Below are 20,904 nucleotides of genomic sequence, written 5' to 3'. Positions count from 1 at the left end.
TAATCGTGGGCCGAAGGTCGAATCGCTACTTTTGGTATACGTGTACACCAACAGCGTTTCGAGTGCCTAACCCACGCTGATCCTCATGGCTTCCCCCACCCTAGCTGCGATAAGCCGAGGCTGTCTGAAGGATCTCATTTTGCTCCTGGAGGTGGTTACCCTCTTCATGGAGCCGTGTGGGCTCAGCGGCATCAACCTGTCGTCGAATGCTCACGTAGAAGGAAGCTCACTCACTTGAATATCACAACCCTTTGTGGCAGCTAATTTTATAGGAACGATAGGGGCAATGCCATTTAACGCTATCGTTTTTTTGGAACACGAAAGCCTTCGATTAAGTCAAAAGTTTTTTGAACCGAATTTAAAGCACTTCATTTAGGGGCTTATGAAATAAGCCCAGTCTACTTTGGAATGATTTCATGAACTGCAAAGTTGAAAGCACCTTACCTGATCTGGCTAAATCTGTCCGCAACGTAACGGAAAGCAAGCTGCGCAGCTTCCTCTATGAATTAGCCGAAGGAGTAACGAACTACCGAACAGTGCACAGCCTGACGGAGCAGGTCCAGCATCAGTACCATGGGCGTTTTGCGATAGAGTTGATCCAAAATGCCTATGACGCAATTGCGCGGGATCCACTAGCTGATGACGGCACGGGTCGCATCGTACTGCGCCTTGTCAAAGATAGCGATTTTAGCACGCTCTATGTCGCCAATGATGGATTGCCGTTCTCTGAAAGTAATTTTGTCAGCATATCGCAGCTTGGTCAAAGTGATAAGAGCCCGGAAAACTCGATTGGCAACAAAGGTATCGGGTTTCGCAGTGTTCTGGAAATCTGCAAACAGCCGCAAATCTGGTCGAGGTGCTCGCAATCAAGTGAGCGCTTTGATGGTTATTGTTTTGGATTCAGTCCGGAGTATGTACAGCAACTGTTTGAGCCGATCATGAGTTTGATCGAGAGAAAAAAAACGAGTGTAAGTCGGTTGCGAGATATCGTTGACTGGGATGACGGACTGCTGACTAAGTTGCATTTGAGCATTCATCGGCAAGCAGATGAGGCCGGAACTTCAATAGAGGATTGGGTACGCTCTCAACTTGCGTTCTTGTCCCCTTACCTTTTGCCTTGGCCTCTTGAGGATCAAGACAAGACGTGTGCAATCAATGATCTTGAAGCTAAGGGATTTGCGACCATCGTTGCACTACCTTTGAAGTCCTTAGAGTCGGAACAACTAGTTGCTCGGCGGCTGAAAGAGATTGATGCGAACTCACTGTTGTTCCTCGATAGATTGACGGAGCTGACACTTTCTGTCCCAGGGGAGACCCATGTCTTCTCAAGAAGCGCAGCACGCGGCGCTGCAGGACCGCGCCGGTACTCAGAAATCAAGATTGGTTGTTTAGGCAAATCACGACGGTTTCGTACCTGGCGGCGCGAGATCATGGTGTCTGACATGCCCAAAGATGTCCGTGTCGCGATATCAAGATTACCAGGTCAGTGGCCTACACTGAAAAAGGTAGACGTCACTTTGGCTGTTGGGAGTTGCCTGTCGCCAACGCCTGGCCAACTCTGCATCTTCCTCCCCACGAAAGTCCAGTCTGGCGCATCAGTGAATGTCAATGCGCCGTTCTTTGGTGACATGAGTCGTACGTTGATCAACTTCGGTGATGCGCTTGAGAAAACAGAGAGCGATGCAGTCTACAACGACTTCCTGCTTTCTCAAGCGGCTGATCTCGCCATTGAGGCAATCGAAGCCGATCTGCAGGGCAAGTTTGAGAATGAAGCCGCAGATATCGTAGATCTTTTGGCTCCGAATGCGTCCGACGACCTCGCGGCAAAGCGCTGGCAAGTGCATCTATGCCATGCGGCAGAGGCAAGAAATCTAGAAATCAAAGATGCTCCGTGGTTTCTAAGCGACAAGGGCTGGAAGGCGCTTAGTGATGCTTCGCTCATACCGCTACCACCTGAACCAAAGGTCCTAACAGCGAAAGTGTTGCGACAACATGCTGTTTTCCCCGCTTATGCAGCCGGTTTGGTCGGTCGCTCAAGCGCTATTGAGTCCTTGTCGGATGCCCACGAAATAGGTTGGAGGCCATCACTGGTTGACCAAGCGGCAACAGTGGAAAGTGTCGCCTTTGAGCTACATGCATCAGGTTCTGTTGATTGGTCCGGATTCTGGGAGGACGTTCAGAATATCTTCGAGGACGGTCTGTCGCCACTTAAGGAGCGTAAGTTGCTTTTATGCTCCGATGGCCAGCTGCACGCTGGTGGGGTATCTGGAGCTGCAATTTATTTCAAACCAAGACATGCGGGACCGGAAGAGGAAGACGAACCCAGCGATCTCGATATCGATCAGATCCCGAATGCGCTGCGGCAGATGATTGCAATTCTTGATCCTGCAGTTCCAGTTAGCGAGCAGCGACAAGGACGGTGGCACAACACCAATCTACATAGTGAGTTGAGCAAAGCAGGTCTGGTCGAGGTGTTCCGGCGCGAAAGCGTGCTGTCCCAGGTATTAATTCCGAATCTTCCCTCGCTACCGATCAGGTCGTTGGGCCCAAATGCCGATTTTTGCCGCGATGCTCTATCATACGGGATTCGGCTGGTGCAGTCGATGCAGGTTAGGGGTGAAGGACAAGGAGCTGTTCGGGCTTTGGCAAAGCTGGCCGCCCCTTGCAGGGGAGGGTGGCACCGGCTCGAGACTGCAAGTTTTGGTGACGGTTGGGCTGGAACCCATGGCAATACAGTTGAGCGTTACCTTAAGCTATGTAAGACAAATAGCGCCCGTGCCGCACGCGATCGAATCTTGCGCTCCCCTGAGCATACTGACTGGGCTGGGCTGGGTCACAATATCTTAGATCTCTTGCGTGACGCCGGTGTTCACGACGGGTTGAGACTCTTGTGGATCAGCCCAGAAGAATGGAGCGCAAAATTTTCCGCGAGCAAACAAGATTTTACACTTCCAAAAGAACCGCCATCGGATGTTAGCAAGTCTGCATGGAGCAAGGTCTGCGAGGTCGCCCTGAAAGACGCCCATGTTCGCTATAACTACGGCCATTATGAAGTTGGTGATTTACGCTGGATTCCCGGGCTGGAAGGTTATTCGGAATTTGATGCTGCATCTCGTGCTGCCTTTTTTGATGCGGTGATGGTCAGCGCCAAAGGATGGCAAGACAACTGGAAAACCCTCACCATTCATCGTGTAGAAGGCTTAGGAGACTACATTAGGATCCCGTCCCCACTGCAATTAGAATTGGCGAACCTTGAGTGGGTTGCGGAGCGCAGTGTCGAGGGAACTTGGACTTGGAGTGCAGCTTCGGAGCGGTGGTATGTGCCGAGTCATCATCTCGGTCGAGGGCGGGCTTGGACCCTCGAACACCTTTCGCCACTTCCTCCAATAATGGCGGAGCAGTTGGACCGGAATGAGGATCTTGTGGCCTTTTTGAGTGCTCTGGGTATGCCAGTATATAATCCGGACCAACCATCTAACGATCCGCGGCTACTGACCTGTTTGGCGGAGACAGCTGAGAAAGGAGCATATCAAAACAGGGATGTGTTCATCGGGCAAATCAGAACCGCATGGAAAGCATTCCAGCCGACTGCTGTCGGCGATTTTCCTGACAGGATCATTGTTCAACAACCGGACGGTACACTTGAGGCAGTGACACCAACAGGAGACGAACCGGTATATTTACCCAATGCGCGAACTACAGTTTCAACACTGCGCAATTTTGCTCTTCCTGCAGTCACTATCGAGACTACGGACGCAAATCGTTTGGCAGGTGAGTTTGCCGAAGCCTTCGCCTCTGGAGTCCTCAATGCCGCGCAGATCCAAATGACTCCACTTTCAGGGAGAAGTCGATGGGCCATCACTGACGGCGTATTGTTGACAGAGTTCCCGGACCTCAGCGAGGCAATTCCGTTTATCCTAACAATTGCAGCGTTTCACGGCATTAATGCTCGAGGCACTTCTGCAACCGGTTTCAACAGCTATTTGGATTGTTTTCGGAGTGCCAAAGTATCGGTCGTACCAGACCTAGGCTTGGTGCCGGAGGTTGAAGATAAGGAAGTCGCAGCGCCTGAATTGCAGAAAGCCGTCTGGCTGGAGGTTGAGAATCGGTTATTGCTAGACAGCGGGTGGGAGAAGAGTGTCGAAGCTGTAGCAGATGCGTTCACCCAGATGATTAAACGCGAAGACCTAAAGTTTCAGATCCGCATGGGTTTGGGGGAAGTCTGGCCGGGTCTGGATGATAATGCCATTGCACACCTCCTTGGGAAAATGGACTTGTCGCTTGGGCATTATAGAGAAGTGTTTGAACTCTGGCGCGGGGATCTAGGGCCTGCTATTGAACGGTTGTCTCACCTGATGTGGGTGTTGTCGTTTCCGGAGCAATCCGCGCGATTGCATAAGCTCGATCAACGAGATTTGATCCTTATGCTGCTTTGTGAAGTATTCGACAGTAATGCGCAAGCCGAATGTGTCTTTGATGCTGCGTTGGGGGCGCAGGACGTGTTCGAATTTGGACGCGCTGTGCGGGACTTGTTGGGAAGTAGTGTTGAGCTTCAGGCATGGAACAGGGAACTAGCAAAAACTGGGAAAATGGAACTAGCCAATCCTGCTGCTACAGAGGAATTTACCAGGCATCGGGAAGCATCCGCTACTCATCTCAGGCGGATTGCTGCGACCTTGGCAGCAAGTGACAACAAGGGGCCGACCTATCCCGAGTTGATGTCGCATATAGATAGCATCAACTGTCCTGACACTTTGGCATGTGCTTTTTGGCAGGTGCCATTTCCTGAGTTTCTCAAGAGTATAGCTCACGAGATCAGGAAAGTTGGATTTTCCAATGACATCTGCGCAGTTTTTGAAGAGGTAGCTTCCCCGGATGAGTTAGAGCGAAAAATTAACAGCTCGAGCCATGTGGTGGGCAAAGACCCCTTGGATCTGTCAAAGACGAACCGGAAGCTCCTGACGACTATCTTGGAAGAATTTCGTCTAATCGCGATGGCATGGCATGCGGACAAGGGCGGTGAATATTCTGCGGACTGGCTAGTCGGTTTCAGCCATGATGATTTAGCCCACGTGCTGACTACAGACCGAAGTTTGTACACATATCACTGGACTGAAAACACGGCTCTCGAATTAGTCGCGCACTCCCTACCTAATACTGCGCCGCATGATTTGCACAAAGCTTTGAAAGCGGCCCAGTCTTCAGCAGTGCTTTCAGAGTTTCTTGGCGTTTCCTCTAAACAACTGGATAGTGCGGCTGGGGAGTTGGAAAAAGCCAAGCAAGACGTCGACCGCCGTAAGCACTTGGTTGAGGTCTGTGGAGCGGAGTTCGATAATTCCCAATTAAACCTCTCTACTCTTTTTGATCATATTGCCCAGCAGATCGATGAGGAGCGCCTCACAGCCCTTCAAGGCTTTGATTTACAAGTCCCTCTGATTCCCAAAAAACTTGACAAGAATAAACCTCGGAATCATCGCGACAAAGGAAAACCGACGCGTGCGCCGAAACGGCAAAGCAAAAACATGGAAGACCTGATTGGAGCTGCAGGAGAGATTCACGCTTTCAGATGGCTACAAAGAAGATATGGCGCAACTGTTGTATCCCCTTCGAATTGGGCTTCCGCATATAGCGAGAAAGCATACCCGGACAACGCTCCCAATGTAGATGAGGGACTTGGATGCGATATCAGCTTCACCCATGACGGTTGCACCTACTTCATAGAAGTTAAGTCAACAGATTCAGATACTACAGATTTCACTCTTGGATCATCGGAAGTGCGTCTAGCCCGTGAAACTCTTCGAAGCAAAAGAAAGAAAAGAGCTACACAGGTATTTCGGATTTTAAGGGTGAGTAATGCACTTTCCGCATCGCCAACCTTCACGCTTCTTCCCAACCCGTATGATCCAAAATACGAGGAGTATTTCTCGATTATTGAGGACGGAGCCCGAGTAAGCTATCGGCCTTAGTCTGTACAGGTGTCAAGCTCCGGTCTAATCCACCTAGGAATGGACTGGTTTAGGAAAAGTGGAGAGCCTCGATTTCAGCTTTTCCCGGGCCAGACCACCACTGCAAACCCAAAGGCTCGAACGACCCCAACCAATCGCCCCAGAACACAAAGATGGCGGCACCACGAACTAGTTGGGTTGAACGTCCGTTTATTCGTTCTTCGCGGGCAACAAAGTCCACTTGACCTACTCCCCTAGAAAGTCCTCTGATTGAAGTTAGTCTGCTCCTAAATTTTAGAGACAGGCAATGAAGAGAAATCGTTTCAGTGAAGAGTAGATCGTCGGGATACTGAAAGAGTATCAGGCTGGTTTGAGCGCAAGAGACTTATGCCGGGAATATGGTGTAAGCGACGCCACTTTTTACAAGTGGTGCTCTAAGTATGGCGGCATGGAGGTGTCTGAAGCGAAGTGACTGAAGGCATTAGAGGCTGAGAACGCCAAGCTCAAGAAGATGCTGGTCGAGCAAATGCTTGATGTGGCGACCTTAAAAGAGATGCTCGGAAAGAACTTCTGAAGCCCGGTTCAAGGAGACGTACCAGTGGGCTGAGCAATGCTAAAGAAGAATTATTCGCAGCGCCATGCGTGTGCCCCGGCTGGCATTGACCCGCGGGTTTATCGTCGGGTGCCTGCTCAAAGGGAAGATAAACAGTTGCGGGTCCGCCTTCGGGAGTTATCTGCCGAGCGGCGACGCTTTGGTTACTGGAGGCTGCACATCTTGCTTAAACGGGAAGGCTAGACGTTGAACTGGAAGAAGCTTTACCGCTTCTACTGTGAGGAGGGCCTGAGTGTGCGAAAGCGAGGCGGTAGGAAACGTGCTATTGGTACCCGTTCCCCTATTGCGATCCTGCAGGGTATCAATCAGCGATGGTCGCTGGACTTTGTCTCCGATGCTCTTATGGATGGTTGCAGGTTTCGCATTCTATGTGTGATTGATGACTTCAGCCGCGAATGTCTGACTACAGTCGTCGATACCTCCCTGTCAGGGCACAGAGTAGGCCGTGAGCTGGACCGGATCGCAGAGATGAGCAGCTACCATCGTATGGTGGTCAGCGATAATGGAAGCGAACTCACAAGTAATGCGATCCTGAAATGGCAGGAGGAAAGCAAAGTCGGATGGCATTACATAGCCTCTGGCAAACCGATGCACAACGGCTTTGTCGAAAGCTTCAATGGTCGCCTTCGGGATGAGTGTTTGAACGAGCACTTGTTTGAGAACTTAAGCCATGCTCGTTCCTTGATTATCCAATGGCGCGACGATTACAATCACCAACGTCCACACACCAGTCTCGACGGGCTGACACCGTGGGAGTATCATAAACAGTCTCAGGAAGACCAGAACAGAGCTAACCTATAATCGCGGACTCTGAACGGAGCAGGTCACATTGAACACCCTTAGTCAGAGCATGCTATCAACTTCAAGTGGATCCCGCCTAACTTACTGTTGAAGATAGGAAGCGCTTTATCGTAGAGGTCTTAAACTTGTAGATGCGGAGGAAACCGACCTTCGTTGTAATGCGAAAATATGGACGTCTAAGAGGTTATCTCTGACTGAAAAGTGAAAAGCAAACAAGATTTCAGACTCATAATCTTTACATCGTAGGTACAAATCCTTCCCCATAACCTGACAACTTGTCTTCTTTTAAAATGCTAAAAGTTTGATACATGTCTAGTCATTAGTTTTTTGTTGATATCTACAATTGTGGGAGAAGGAACAAGGTAATTCTATTTTTACTTGCTGCTATTTAACAGATTACGTCGGTACATAGGATTATTCGGAATGAAAGCATTTGAATTCGATAACGTAATTGTCCGCAATTATGAAAATTTCTCGAAATCCTTTTGCAGCATTCGTGCTGACGACCTGAACTCCCAAATTGATGATATATATAGAAGTAAGCGTTTTTGGCCGACTGCTTTGTTATCATTAAACCCACGGTTCCGTACAGGTCCAACCGTCAATGACCTAGTCAAGTCTGGCGATCTAGACGAGGCCGCTGAACAAGTTTTCAGGTTTGGTGACACTCCACTTCGATTTCACAAACATCAAGCCGAAGCGCTTGCCAAAGCTAAGTCTGGGCGTAGTTACGTTGTTACGACTGGAACAGGTTCGGGAAAATCGCTCTGTTTCTTTGTTCCCATCGTCGATGCTGTTATTCGTGCCCTAAGGTCAGGTAAGGTACGGAGAACTCGAGCGATTATCGTCTATCCCATGAACGCCCTTGCAAATAGCCAAATGAAGGAGATTGAAAAGTTCATAAGTCAATCTGGGTTGCCTGATAGTTTAAAGCCGATTGTTAAAAGGTACACAGGGCAAGAAAGCCAAGAAGACCGGCAAAGAATCGCTAATAACCCGCCAGATATATTATTGACAAATTATATGATGGCAGAGTTGTTGCTCACCAGACAGGACGAGCTCGACACACGAGTTATAGATAACGCAAATGGTCTTGAATTCATAGTTCTCGATGAACTCCATACGTACCGGGGCCGTCAAGGGGCTGATGTAGCCGTCCTAGTTCGAAGGCTTAAAGACCGATGTTCTCCAAATAATGAGCCAATCTGTATTGGTACTTCTGCAACGATGGCTTCAGAGGGTTCTGAAGAGAGCCGTGCACTTTCTGTAGCAAAAGTTGCTTCGAGATTATTTGGGACAGAAATTGGTCTAGATGCAGTAATTGATGAATCTTTACAGCGTGCGACAGTCGATACACTGAAGACTGAGGACATCACTGGAGCTTTGAGTGAGGTCTTAACACAGCCGCTTCCAGATGACCTAGATGACGAGACCCTCAAGCGCCATCCTCTGTCTGTGTGGTCAGAGCTAGAGCTTGGTCTGGACGATGGTTTGGAACTTCGTAGAAGGAAACCGATCCCTTTCGAAGAAGCTTTCAATAAGCTGTCGCTAGCTAGTGGAGTCGATGCAGAAACGTGCCGTGACTATCTTGAGAGGTTTCTGACTCAGGTAAGTCTGCCCGAGTATGAGCGAGGCGGCACAAAGGATGGTGCCTTTTTAGCCTTTAAGCTCCACCGCTTCATCTCCGGCGCAGGCGAAATCTTCACGACACTCGCAGCCAAACCTCGGCGAATTCTGCTTGAAGGACAGCTCGAGGACCCCGAGACTCCTGGCAATCGGCTTTATCCGACACGTTTCTGCCGAAACTGTGGACAAGAATACCATGTCGTGACAAAGGTCGATGAGGATGGATACCTCCGTTTCCTTCCTCGAAGCATAGATGATACCCCACTCGATACAGATGAAGACGTAGTTGCAGGTTATCTTTGTCCCGTTAATCCTAGTGATACCGATTTTCAATTTACCGGCAATCTTGAGGGCTATCCCGAAAGTTGGCGAGAGGAAAAGAATGGCATCGAACGTCTGAGAAGCTATCGCAAAAAGCGTATGCCGGTGGTCTACGCGATCGGAACTGATGGCCGCTGCGGAGCTGGCGGGGATGATTTTTGGTTTGTTCCCGGAAAGTTCGCCTTCTGTTTGTGTTGCCACGATGAGCCAACGCAAGGGATGCGTGAACGCAGTAAGCTTGCTGGTCTCTCTGGTGAAGGGCGGAGTTCTGCAACTACCCTGCTTGTGGCCAGTGCGCTGGAATGGATGAACAAGCCAGACAGCGGCGTGCCCGAAACAAAGCGCAAACTTCTAGGCTTCACCGATAATCGCCAAGACGCCGCTCTACAATCAGGCCATTTCAATGACTTCCTGTTCGTGAGTTTGTTGCGCGGTGCTATTCTGCGCGCAGTCGTCGCAGCGGGTTCAGGGGGGCTGTCCGAAGACGAGTTCGGACTACATGTTGTGAAAGCGCTGGGTTTCATTGCCGCCAACAAGCAAGCGCGGCAGTATTGGCTGCTTGATCCAAATGCAGGCGCTATCATTCGCGAAGACGCCCAACGTTCCCTTGCAAAAGTGCTTTCCCACAGGGTTTGGACTGATTTGCGTCGCGGTTGGCGCTTCACCAATCCAAGCCTGTCTGTTCTCAATCTGATTGATGTCGATTTCCTTGGCCTCGACGAGTTAGCAGAAGATTCTGAGCGTTTTATAGCAATCCATCCTAAATTGGGTGACTTAGACTTTGATCATAGGCGCTTGGTACTCAAGACGATCCTATCGGCAATGCTCGAAGGTCTGGCTGTTCAAACCGAAGCGTTGGATCTGACAGTTCTTGACGGTGTCGCTCAGAAATCTCGAAATCTACTTCAGGCACCGTGGGCAATTGATCTGAAGGAGAACCCAAGAGCGCGATCCTCGCTGGTCCTTCGAGCTGGTAGCAAGAACGATGTGACATTGCGTGAAGAACAAACTCTTCTGCGGGCTGGACCGAATTCACGGATCGCGAGGCTCATCAACCGTAAATCATTCCTCGGCATAAGACTGAGCAAAGATGAGTACTACGAATTCATGGAGGGTATTCTGACCTTCATGTGTGAGGAAGGAGTTCTCATCCCAGTTGAACTGGATGGAGATACGACTGGATGGCGACTTTCTTCATCGGCAGTCCGCTTGATTCCAGGACCTGCACTTGATGACGAAAACCAGCGCGGCAACAGGTATTTCCATGATCTCTATACTACAATTGCAAGTGATCTCAGTGAAGGACGAAGTTCCTACTGGGGGTTGGAGGGGCGCGAACACACAGCACAGGTTTCACAAAAACAACGGGAATGGCGTGAATGGCGCTTCCGGTTCGAAGATGATGACAAGGAGCATCTCGTAACCTCGGAGTATGGAACAGAAGTTCGAGCAACCGGTGAAACTGATCGCTTTTTGCCGGCACTGTTTTGTTCTCCAACCATGGAACTTGGTGTCGATATTTCCGCGTTGAACGCCGTCTACTTGCGTAACGTACCACCTACACCTGCAAACTACGCGCAACGTGCAGGGCCGGCGGGCCGATCTGGGCAAGCAGCGGTTGTCGTGACATATTGTGCTTCAGGATCGCCCCACGACCAGTATTTCTTCGACCGGCGCAACGATATGATTGCAGGTGTGGTTCGGCCGCCAGCACTGGATATCACGAATGAAGAGTTGGTACGGTCGCACCTCCACGCGGTTTGGTTGGCAGAGGCGAAGTTGGCACTTTCTCCCGACATTCCAGAGATTCTAGACCTTCAGGCTGACAAGTTCCCACTGAAAAAAGAGGTCCTAACGGTCCTAAGTAAGCCATCACTCGTTTCGAAGGCAAAAGGACCTATGGCACGTGTCCTGCAACAGATTTTGGCTTCCGATGGAGGAAAGCCACCAATCTGGATGGAGGATCCAGACGATTTTGTGTTTAACACGGCTATGAATGCGCCCAAGGAGTTTGACGAAGCATTTGATCGCTGGCGTGAACTCTACAATTCAGCCAGAACGCAGCTTGCGGAAGCAAACAAGCGCTCCGAGATTACCGGCCTGTCAGGAGCAGATCGAGGCAAGATTAAGGCAGCGCAGATGCAAGCCCAGGACCAGATCGCCATCCTTGAACAAGGTAAAGCATCAAATGGCTCTGACTTTTACTCTTATAGGTATCTAGCAACAGAGGGCTTCTTACCTGGGTATAACTTCCCGCGCCTACCGCTTTATGCGTTTGTGCCAGGGGAAGGTAAAACGGGCTCTTTTTTATCCAGAGCGCGGTTCCTCGCCATTTCAGAATTTGGGCCACGCAGCCTGATTTATCATGAAGGCCGTGCCTACCGCGTGATGAAAGCCAAGTTACCTCCAGAAGTGCGCCAAGGCGATGGATCGGAACTGGCGACCAAGGACATCTACATTTGCTCCAATTGCGGCGCGGCTCATGAGGGCGAAGTCGAACGTTGCCATGGGTGCAACAACCACATGGCTGGAGAAGTCCCAATCAAAAAAACCCTGCGCATCGACAATGTCGAGGCAGCACCGACAGAACGCATCACTGCGAATGATGAAGAACGGGTGCGGCAGGGTTTTGATATCCAAACCGTTTTCTCTTGGCCTAAGAAAGACGGTCAGATCCAAGTTACCGAGGCCAAGTTCGTGTGCGGCGAATCTCCTCTTCTGAGTCTTCAATACGCCAACAGTGCAGAAATTAGCCGTCTCAACAAGGGCTTAAAACGCCGTAAAGACCAAACAGTTTTCGGTTTCTACATCGATCCCAGGTCTGGCTATTGGGCGAAATCTGACGAAGAGGACAGTGATACTGACGTAGCGCCGGACGTGGTTAAGCCAGTCAAAATTGTTCCAATCGTTCGCGACCGGAAGAATGCACTGCTATTCAGGTTTGAGAAGCCGGAGCAGTACGAACCCGAGACGATAGCAACAGTTCAACATGCGCTGCTGCGCGGGATTGAAGTCGTCTTCCAGCTCGAAGAAGGCGAAGTCCTTGGTGAGCCATTGCCGGCCAGAGATAACCGGCGTGCAATCCTTGCATATGAAGCGACTGAAGGTGGGGCCGGTGTACTTACGCGCTTGATCGACGATCCAAAGGCAATTAATGAGATCGCCAAGGCAGCACTGAGCCTAATGCATCTTGAAAACGTCGAGGTGGCTATTGCTGCTGGAGATGCTGATCTGTTGCGGGAGAAGGAGGACGAGAGTTGTGTCCGCGGCTGTTATAGGTGCCTTCTGTCTTACTTCAACCAACCGGATCACGAACTCATAAAGCGTGATAGTCTGGAAGTGGCTCAATTGCTGATCGACCTCGCACGCGGTCAGACTTCCTTGGCGACAAAGCAGTCATCTGCAATAACAAACTCGCCTTGGCTTGAGGCATTTGGCGCAACGAGCATACCGCAACCCGATAAGACGCCTGCCAACTTTGGTGGCGAAAATTTTGAGTTTGTTTGGCGTTCTTACGCTGTAGCTGCCACAACAAAAAAACTGTCCGCAAAGGCCAAGACGGATGCCATGAACAAAGGCTGGGTTGTATCTAGCTTGCCTTCTACCCCCTCCGAAGGTTTGCCGGATAGTTTTATCAAGAATTTCGAAAGCTGATATGACAGTTAAATTTACACCTGGAGATCTCGTAATGGCGCGCGGCCGAGAATGGGTCGCATTGCCTACAGCCGGAGAAGATTTGCTCGCTCTGCGTCCACTTTCGGGCAATGAAAAAGACATCGTGGTTCTTGCGCCAGATCTGGAGTTGACCTCGGTTGAAGCTGCTCGCTTTGACTTGCCCAATGATGCGCGCGCGACGGTGCAGTCGAAAGCTACTCTCCTTGCTGACGCTCTGCGGCTTAGCCTTCGCAGAGGCGCTGGCCCTTTCCGATCAGCTGCACAGCTCGCTTTTGAACCACGCTGCTATCAACTTGTTCCGCTTTTGATGGCCCTCCGTCTGCAGGTACCACGCCTTCTGATCGCTGATGATGTTGGCATCGGGAAGACGATCGAGGCTGGCCTCATCCTTCGTGAGTTCATGGACCGCGGAGAAGTCGATGCATTCTCCGTTCTTTGCCCTCCACCCCTTGTGGATCAGTGGATCATTGAACTCAAAGATCGATTTGGCATCAATGCAGTGGCCGTTACGTCTGGGAGCGCCGCTCGACTAGAGCGGAATCTGCCTTTGGCACAAACCCTCTTCGATGCATATCCGTTTACGGTGGTCAGCCTCGATTACATCAAAGCTGAAAAGCGTCGTGACGGGTTTGCCAGAGCCTGTCCGGATTTCGTCATCGTGGACGAAGCCCATGCCTGCGTCGGCACCCACAAAGGGAAACAGCAGCGCTTCGACTTGCTGCAAGGGCTTGCACGTGATCCGGCGCGACGCTTGATACTGCTTACTGCAACACCCCATTCCGGAAACGAAGCAGCATTTGCTCGGCTTCTATCGTTGATAGACACAGAGTTTGGGGCCGTGAACTTCGACAACCAAAAGTACCGTGAGCGCCTTGTTAAACACTTTGTACAGCGGCGGCGCGTCGACCTAGTGGATGGTGACTGGGATGAGAACCGTTCCTTCCCTAAGCACGAAACTACCGAATACTCATACCGTCTGAACGACGAACATAGAGCGTTCCAAGAGGCCGCACTCGATTATTGCTTCTCCATCGTATCGCAATCGGGAGATAGGCAAACGGATCGCCGCCTTGCCTTCTGGGGCACTCTGGCGCTCATGCGCTGTGTCGGATCGTCTCCCGCAGCAGCGATAAGAGCGTTGCGAAATCGGGCATCGAATAAAGACGAACGCCTCGAGCCACAGATTTATGATGAGGATGGCGATGACGAAGATGCCATCGACATTGAGCCCAATACTGTCTTTTCCAGTGATCACGCTCTCCAAGGGCTGCTCGACAAGGCCAGCGCACTTCTTTCCGCAGATGATCCAAAACTGAAAGCCCTTATCAGGGCCCTCAAACCTTTGATCAAGGAACGAGCGAATCCTGTTGTATTCTGTCGCTACATAGCGACTGCGGAACATGTGAAAGAAGGGCTTCGCAAGGCCTTCCCCAAGTTGAAGGTGCAAGCTGTCACCGGTGAGTTGACGCCGGACGAACGTCGTGACCGCGTCGCGGAGATGGCGGGAGGAGAAGGCGAAACTGAGGATCAACGTATTCTTGTCGCGACTGACTGTTTGTCGGAGGGGATAAATCTTCAACAGCTATTCGATACCGTGATCCACTATGATCTGTCCTGGAACCCCACGCGCCACCAACAGCGCGAGGGTCGCGTGGATCGTTTCGGACAACCCGCCGAACTCGTTCGCTCGATCATGATGTTTTCACCAGATAGCGCGATCGATGGTGCTGTGCTGGACGTCATTATTCGGAAGGCCGAGGATATCCGCGAAGCGACCGGTGTGACCGTTCCGCTTCCCGATGAGCGGGGCCCTGTTACTGACGCTTTGATGGCCGCGATGATGCTTCGCCAAGGCAGTGGTAACTACAAGCAGTTGACGCTGGACCTACAACTCGACAACGGGATGCAAGTTATGGATACTCGTTGGCGGGATGCGAGCGAAAACGAAAAGCGGTCACGGGCTCGATTTGCGCAAAATGTTATGAAGCCGAGCGAAGTTGCCCCGGAATGGGACAAGGTGAAATCCCTGTTGGGTTCTCCAGTGGAAACACTCGAATTTCTAGAGCGAGCAATGTCTCGGTTTGGGGTACCCCTTGAAAAGAAGAAATCGCTGCTATCTGCCCATGTGTACGCCCTCCAAGACAGTCTCAAAGAGAAGCTGGAGCAGCGTGGCCTTAAAGGCTCGATCAAACTTGCGACTCAAGAACCGACACCCGCAGGGGCTTCTCTTTTGACCAGAACGCACCCGCTCACGTCGTCTTTGGCGGAAAGCCTTCTTGAAGCATCTCTTGATACTGAAGCGCTGCCAGATCTGGGCATCGGTCGTGTTGGTGCCTGGCCGAGTGTCGTCGTCTCTCAGATGACGCGTGTTGCGCTATTACGCATTCGCTACAAGCTCACGGTTCATGCCCGACGCGAGCGTCTGCTATTGGCAGAGGAAGCCGCGCTCGTTGCTCTCAACAGCAATACTGTGATTGCTTCTGGCAACAAAGCGCGCGAGCTGCTCGCTTCCCCTGCAACCGCCGATCTGGCACCAGTCGCCCGCGATCGAATGATTAATACAGCAAAGGCTGCCCTTCCAGAACTACTCAATGGCCCAATTGCTGAGTTTGTGCAGAAGCGTGCAGCTGAGCTAGTTGAAGACCATGCCCGTCTACGTATCGCCGCTGGGTCTGCGTCGCGTGTCAGTGTTGAACCGATTATTCCCCCAGACGTCATCGGTCTCTTCGTTCTTGTTCCGGGGGAGATATAAACATGGTGCGCAAAACAATTACGGACATGTCGGCCTGGCCTTCTTTGAATCTAGAAGGCAACCTGATTGCTCCAGCGATGATCGCCAAGATCGATCAACGTCAGGCACCAGAACAAACACCTGAGGAGTACTCGGTCCGCAAAGGGCTACAGATCCGCGAAGAAATAGCCACAGCATTCCGCGTTGGGCAATCGCATTTCGATGCTTTCGCTAAGATGGAGCACCCGTCTGCATCCGCAACAACGCGCTACATCGCAGAGTTCTTTAAGGAAACCTTCGGTTATGCCGATTTAAGGGAGGTTGATGCACCGGTAACCTTGATTGCATCCAACCGTGTACCGGTCGTAGTGGTCCCACCCGCAGAAGTTCTGGACCGTCGTAGCCCTACGCTTTCAACGGACCGCTCTCGCTCCCCAGCATTCGCGCTTCAGGACTATCTGAACGATAAAGACGAGGCATTGTGGGGCATTGCGACCAACGGAATGCAACTGCGTTTGATGCGCGACAATGCCTCTCTGACACGCCCTGCTTACATCGAGGCCGACCTCGCGCAGATATTTACGAACGAGGATATCGCCTCCTTCGCCGCGCTATGGCTTTTGATCCACCGTTCCCGGTTCGGTGCCACAGATACGCCTGCCACGGATTGCGCGTTAGAGCGCTGGCGTGAAGCTGGCTCGAAGGAAGGTGAGGCAGCCCGTGATCGTCTGGCAGGTCAAGTGCAAATCGCTCTGAAAGTGCTGGGCTCGGGTTTTCTTGAGGCCAATCCTGATCTTGCTGCAAAATTACAATCCGGCGAAGAGAACCTGACCGAGTGGTTCAATGAACTTCTTCGCCTCGTTTACCGGCTGATCTTCCTCATGGTGGCAGAGGATCGGAGCCTCCTTCACCCCACCAACTCCAAGGCTGATGCCCGCGCACTTTATGCCCAAGGCTACTCGCTCGCTGCCCTACGCAAGCAATGCTACCGCGCTGCGACTTGGGACAAGCACCATGACCGCTACGAAGGCGTCAAGATCGTCTTCAAGGCACTCGCGCATGGCCAGCAGGCACTCGGCCTCCCGGCGCTTGGCGGTCTCTTTGCAGAAGATCGTCTACCCCACTTGGAGACCGCCCGCCTGCGCAACAAAGCCTTCATGGAGGCGCTCTACCGCCTCTCCTGGCTCGCGGATAAGAACGGTATGGTTCCGGTCAATTGGAGGGTGATGGAAACCGAGGAACTGGGCTCGGTTTACGAGTCCCTCCTCGAACTCCAACCCCAGCTGGGCGATGACGGCAAGACGCTACTCTTCGCCTCCGAGACGGCCGAGCAGAAGGGTAACCAGCGCAAGACGACCGGCTCCTACTACACGCCCGATAGTCTCGTTCAGGCGCTGCTCGACACAGCGCTCGACCCGGTGCTGGACAAGACCGAGCCGGACAAACTGCTCAAGCTGACCGTCATCGACCCTGCATGCGGATCGGGCCACTTTCTGCTGGCCGCCGCCCGCCGCATTGCCACGCGCCTTGCCCGCCATAGGGCCGAGGGCACGCCCGCGCTGTCGGACTTCCGCCATGCCCTGCGGGATGTCGCGCGCTCCTGCCTGCACGGGGTGGACCGCAACCCGATGGCGGTGGAGCTGACCAAGGTCGCGCTCTGGATCGAGACGGTGGACCCCGGCCTTCCCCTCGGCTTCTTCGACGCGCAGATCCGCTGTGGCGATGCGTTGCTCGGGGTGTTCGACCTGAAGGTGCTGGAGGATGGCATCCCCGATGCCGCCTACAAGCCGCTGACCGGCGACGACAAGGATATTGCCAGCATCTACAAGAAAATCAACGCAGCGACCGTGAAAGGCCAAGGCGGGTTCGACTTTGGGTCCGGACTCAACAAACTGCCTGAAACCAAGCCGTTGGCTCTGGATTTCTCAGGCTTCCGCGATTTGCCCGAGGATACACTCGAAGAGATCGGGGCAAAGTCCAAGCGGTTCAAACAATTGCGCAAGGGACAGGAGTTCGTACGGGCAAAGGCAGCCTGTGACCTCTTCGTGGCGGCGTTCTTGCTGCCGAAGACTGGTAGCGCGCCGACTGGGCCTTCCGAGCGAGCTGTTCCGACAACCGAAGAACTGTGGATGGCGCTCAATCAGGGCAAAATTCGTCAGGCGATGGTGGACGCGCCCAAGACTGCCCGTCGCGCACGCGCCTTTCATTGGCCGCTAGAGTTTCCAGATATCATGCAACGAGGTGGGTTCGACATTATCCTCGGCAACCCGCCTTGGGAGCGCGTTGAGGTTCAAGAGCAAGAAATATTTGCTCTTTCTCATCCAGAAATAGCAACTGCGAAAAATGCTTCAAAACGAAAGAAGATGATTGAGGCGCTCAGAACTGACGAACCGATGGCCTTTGCCAAATGGCAGGACGCTCTTCGCGCTGCTGCTACCGAGGTGAATTTCCTCAAAGAGAGCGGTCGGTTTCCTTTGGGTAGTCCAGGCAAGGTTAACACCTATGCAGTCTTCTCAGATTTATTCTGGGCTCTTTCAAAGCCGCAGGGATTTGCTGCTCTAATTATTCCTACGGGTTTGGTCAGCGGCTTCACGTACCGTGACTTTTTGGCGGAGCTGCTGACTAATAAGTCACTGGCTTCCTTCTACGGATTTGAAAATGAAGACCTGATCTTTCCGCACATCACGAACAAGGTCAAATTTGGCCTGCTTACCATGGCAGGTCGGAGCATTAAGATAGAAAGACCTTGGTTCACTGCTCACATTCGGCAGCCCGCTGAGATTCTGGATCCTGAAAAACGGTATACTCTAACAGTTGACGAAATTCAGGCGATTAATCCTAACACTCTGAACCTTCCTGCGTTCCGCTGGTCAAAAGATGCGAAAGTGACGGCTGCCATTCATACTTCGGCACCCGTCTTGATCGAGAAGTCGGGCAATAAAATTGAACGTAACGACTGGAAACTGACGTTTAAAACCTTGTTCAATATGGCCACGGATTCTGGATATTTCATTGACCATGACCAGGTTGAGCATTTTGAATCTAAGCGACTTGGTGCGCTCGCGATTCTTCGTGATGGCAGAAAGGTCTACCCTCTCTACGAAGGCAAGATGTTCTGGCATTTCGATCATCGATACGGAACATATGAAAACCAAACAGAACAGCAAGCCAACAAAGGTGTTTTGCCCCGAGTTTCGCAAGAGCAGCACGGATCAGAGAAGTATCAGATCCAGCCGCGTTATTGGGTTGATGCTCGTCTCACTGAGCGGACCTTGGCAGAGGATGCTGGAAAGGAGTGGTTTTTCTCGTGGAGAGACGTGGGCCCCTCTGAAAGGACCTTTGTTGGTACCATCATTCCTAAATCTGCAATGGGCCACGCCTCACCATATATCTCGACGGAGCTAGGCTCGGAGAATTCATTGTCCCTCTCTGCGGTCTTGTCGACTTTGGTAGTGGACTACGCCATTAGGCAGAAATCTAACAGGATGACATTCTTCGTTGTCGAGCAATTGCCAATGCTCAAGCTCGCGAAGCTTGACGAGACACCAGCCTGGCTTGGAAAGAAGGTAGGGGCGTGGATTAATGAGCGCGCCCTTGAACTTTTCTATACAAATTGGGAGCTCGAAAGCCTCGCGAAAAGCATCGGCATGGAACTACCGCCTTTTCGATGGAATCCGTTACGCCGTCAAATGCTACAAGCCGAAATCGATGCGGCGATCCTGCACTTGTATGGCTTGGACGAGGAACAAGCTGCATGGGTAATCGACTCGTTCACAGTCCTTCGGAAATATGAAGAACGTGATCACGAGGAGTTCCGCACTAAGCGTCTCGTCTTGGCAGCATACGATGCCATGGCCGACGCCAAGAAGTTGGGCATCGCCTACGAAACACCATTGAACCCACCCCCCGCAGATCCCAGCCTCTGCCATCCGGGGGCGACCGCCAGGGTGGCCTAGTGATGATTGGCCATGTCTGCTTGGAGACCTTCTGTGTCATGAAGGAAAAGGAAATCCGCACCCACGGAAAATATTGTAACGACCGCCTCGTCTTAGCCGCGTGGGACCGAGTGGAATCAAACGGCGAACTCACGATGCTGGGGATGTGACCTTATGGATCAAATGAAACCAATAGATGGATCAAAAATACTGGAACTTGAAGAGGTCAAGCAGGATGTAGATGCAGGTAAGGAGCCAAAGGCAAGCGTCCGTGAACTGTTGCGTTGGTTTGGAACCCGTCGACGAGGTTCTGGCGTTGTTGATCGTATCGAAGCAGAGTTGGCAGCTGCTGGCCTACGAACAGACCCACATTTTACAACAACATGGATTGATACGCCTGTAACTTTTCGACAAAGAGAACCTGATGACGAGGCAAGCCAATCCGCCACGGTTAAGTCTGAAGGCATCTCCATGAAGACAGATGAAGTAACGAAGGAAGCTAGTCCTTCCGACATGACGCATCTGGTTCGTATGCTCGAAGCTGCAAACTCTGGCGTAATCTATGTAAATCCGCAAGACTCTATTGAAAAAGCTGTAACTTTGATGCTGGCCTATGATTATTCTCAGCTAGCGGTGATGACCGGCTCGCGAGATTTAAAAGGGACAATCAGCTGGAAGTCGATCGGACGTCGGCTGAGTCAGAGAAATGAACTTCAGCAAGTTTCAGACGCGATGGAGCAGGCCTCTGAAGTTTCTGATGCGGATTCATTGTTTGAGGCGACGAAGATAATCATACGGCGAGAGTATGTTTATGTGCGCTCATCGAGCGACCGCACGATTATAGGTATCGTCACTGCGACAGATCTGAGTGAGCAGTTTCAGGGATTGTCTGAGCCTTTCCTGCTGTTAGGCCGTATCGAGCATCAAATCCGCCGCTTAATAGACAACGTATTTGACTTAGATACTGTACGCGCCGCCTGTGACAGAGATGACGCGGAGCGCAATGCAAGTATCACAAAAGTATCTCAGCTGACCTTCGGTGAATATCAGAGAATTTTCGGAAAAGAAGAAAATTGGGAGAAACTCAACTTCGTTGCTTGCCGAAAGACGTTCTGTAAGGAACTGGACGAAGTCCGAAAGTTACGAAATGAAATAATGCATTTTCATCCTGACGTCGTTGATGATGGAGATTTAGCGCCTTTACATCGGCTCTCACGACTATTGGAACAACTTGATCAATTTGCAAAATCGTGAAAT

The 20,904-nt window shown here is 51.6% G+C and carries 5 protein-coding genes and 1 pseudogene; all 6 read left to right on the top strand.

The window, feature by feature from the left end:
* The first annotated feature begins 416 nt into the window (after window positions 1-416).
* Window positions 417-5,966 (top strand): DUF3883 domain-containing protein, encoded by a 5,550-nt coding sequence (locus tag PsAD13_RS20425; RefSeq protein WP_063319306.1) that lies wholly within the window; start codon window positions 417-419, stop codon window positions 5,964-5,966.
* 316 nt (window positions 5,967-6,282) lie between these two features.
* Window positions 6,283-7,359, top strand: a pseudogene (locus PsAD13_RS20420) (IS3 family transposase).
* Window positions 7,360-7,782: 423 nt separating this feature from the next.
* Window positions 7,783-12,960: a DEAD/DEAH box helicase gene (locus PsAD13_RS20415; protein ID WP_063319305.1), complete on the top strand. Its 5,178-nt coding sequence runs from the start codon at window positions 7,783-7,785 to the stop codon at window positions 12,958-12,960.
* Between the two features lie 34 nt (window positions 12,961-12,994).
* Window positions 12,995-15,733 carry a DEAD/DEAH box helicase gene (locus PsAD13_RS20410; protein WP_244275199.1) on the top strand — a complete coding sequence of 913 codons (2,739 nt, stop codon included), beginning with the start codon at window positions 12,995-12,997 and terminating at the stop codon, window positions 15,731-15,733.
* Between the two features lie 2 nt (window positions 15,734-15,735).
* Window positions 15,736-19,668, top strand: coding sequence for an N-6 DNA methylase (locus PsAD13_RS20405; protein ID WP_084404788.1), 3,933 nt, complete (start codon window positions 15,736-15,738; stop codon window positions 19,666-19,668).
* Window positions 19,669-19,821: 153 nt separating this feature from the next.
* Window positions 19,822-20,901 (top strand): CBS domain-containing protein, encoded by a 1,080-nt coding sequence (locus PsAD13_RS20400; RefSeq protein WP_063319303.1) that lies wholly within the window; start codon window positions 19,822-19,824, stop codon window positions 20,899-20,901.
* Window positions 20,902-20,904: the final 3 nt, after the last annotated feature.

It is taken from the genome of Pseudovibrio sp. Ad13, assembly GCF_001623225.1.
GTDB lineage: Bacteria > Pseudomonadota > Alphaproteobacteria > Rhizobiales > Stappiaceae > Pseudovibrio.
This window is presented reverse-complemented; position numbering and strand designations above follow the sequence as displayed.

What these genes read in the sequence shown, in the direction of transcription:
- PsAD13_RS20425 (WP_063319306.1), top strand. Translation starts at nt 417, where the DNA reads ATGAACTGCAAAGTTGAAAGCACCTTACCTGATCTGGCTAAATCTGTC.
- PsAD13_RS20415 (WP_063319305.1), top strand. Translation starts at nt 7,783, where the DNA reads ATGAAAGCATTTGAATTCGATAACGTAATTGTCCGCAATTATGAAAAT.
- PsAD13_RS20410 (WP_244275199.1), top strand. Translation starts at nt 12,995, where the DNA reads ATGGCGCGCGGCCGAGAATGGGTCGCATTGCCTACAGCCGGAGAAGAT.
- PsAD13_RS20405 (WP_084404788.1), top strand. Translation starts at nt 15,736, where the DNA reads ATGGTGCGCAAAACAATTACGGACATGTCGGCCTGGCCTTCTTTGAAT.
- PsAD13_RS20400 (WP_063319303.1), top strand. Translation starts at nt 19,822, where the DNA reads ATGGATCAAATGAAACCAATAGATGGATCAAAAATACTGGAACTTGAA.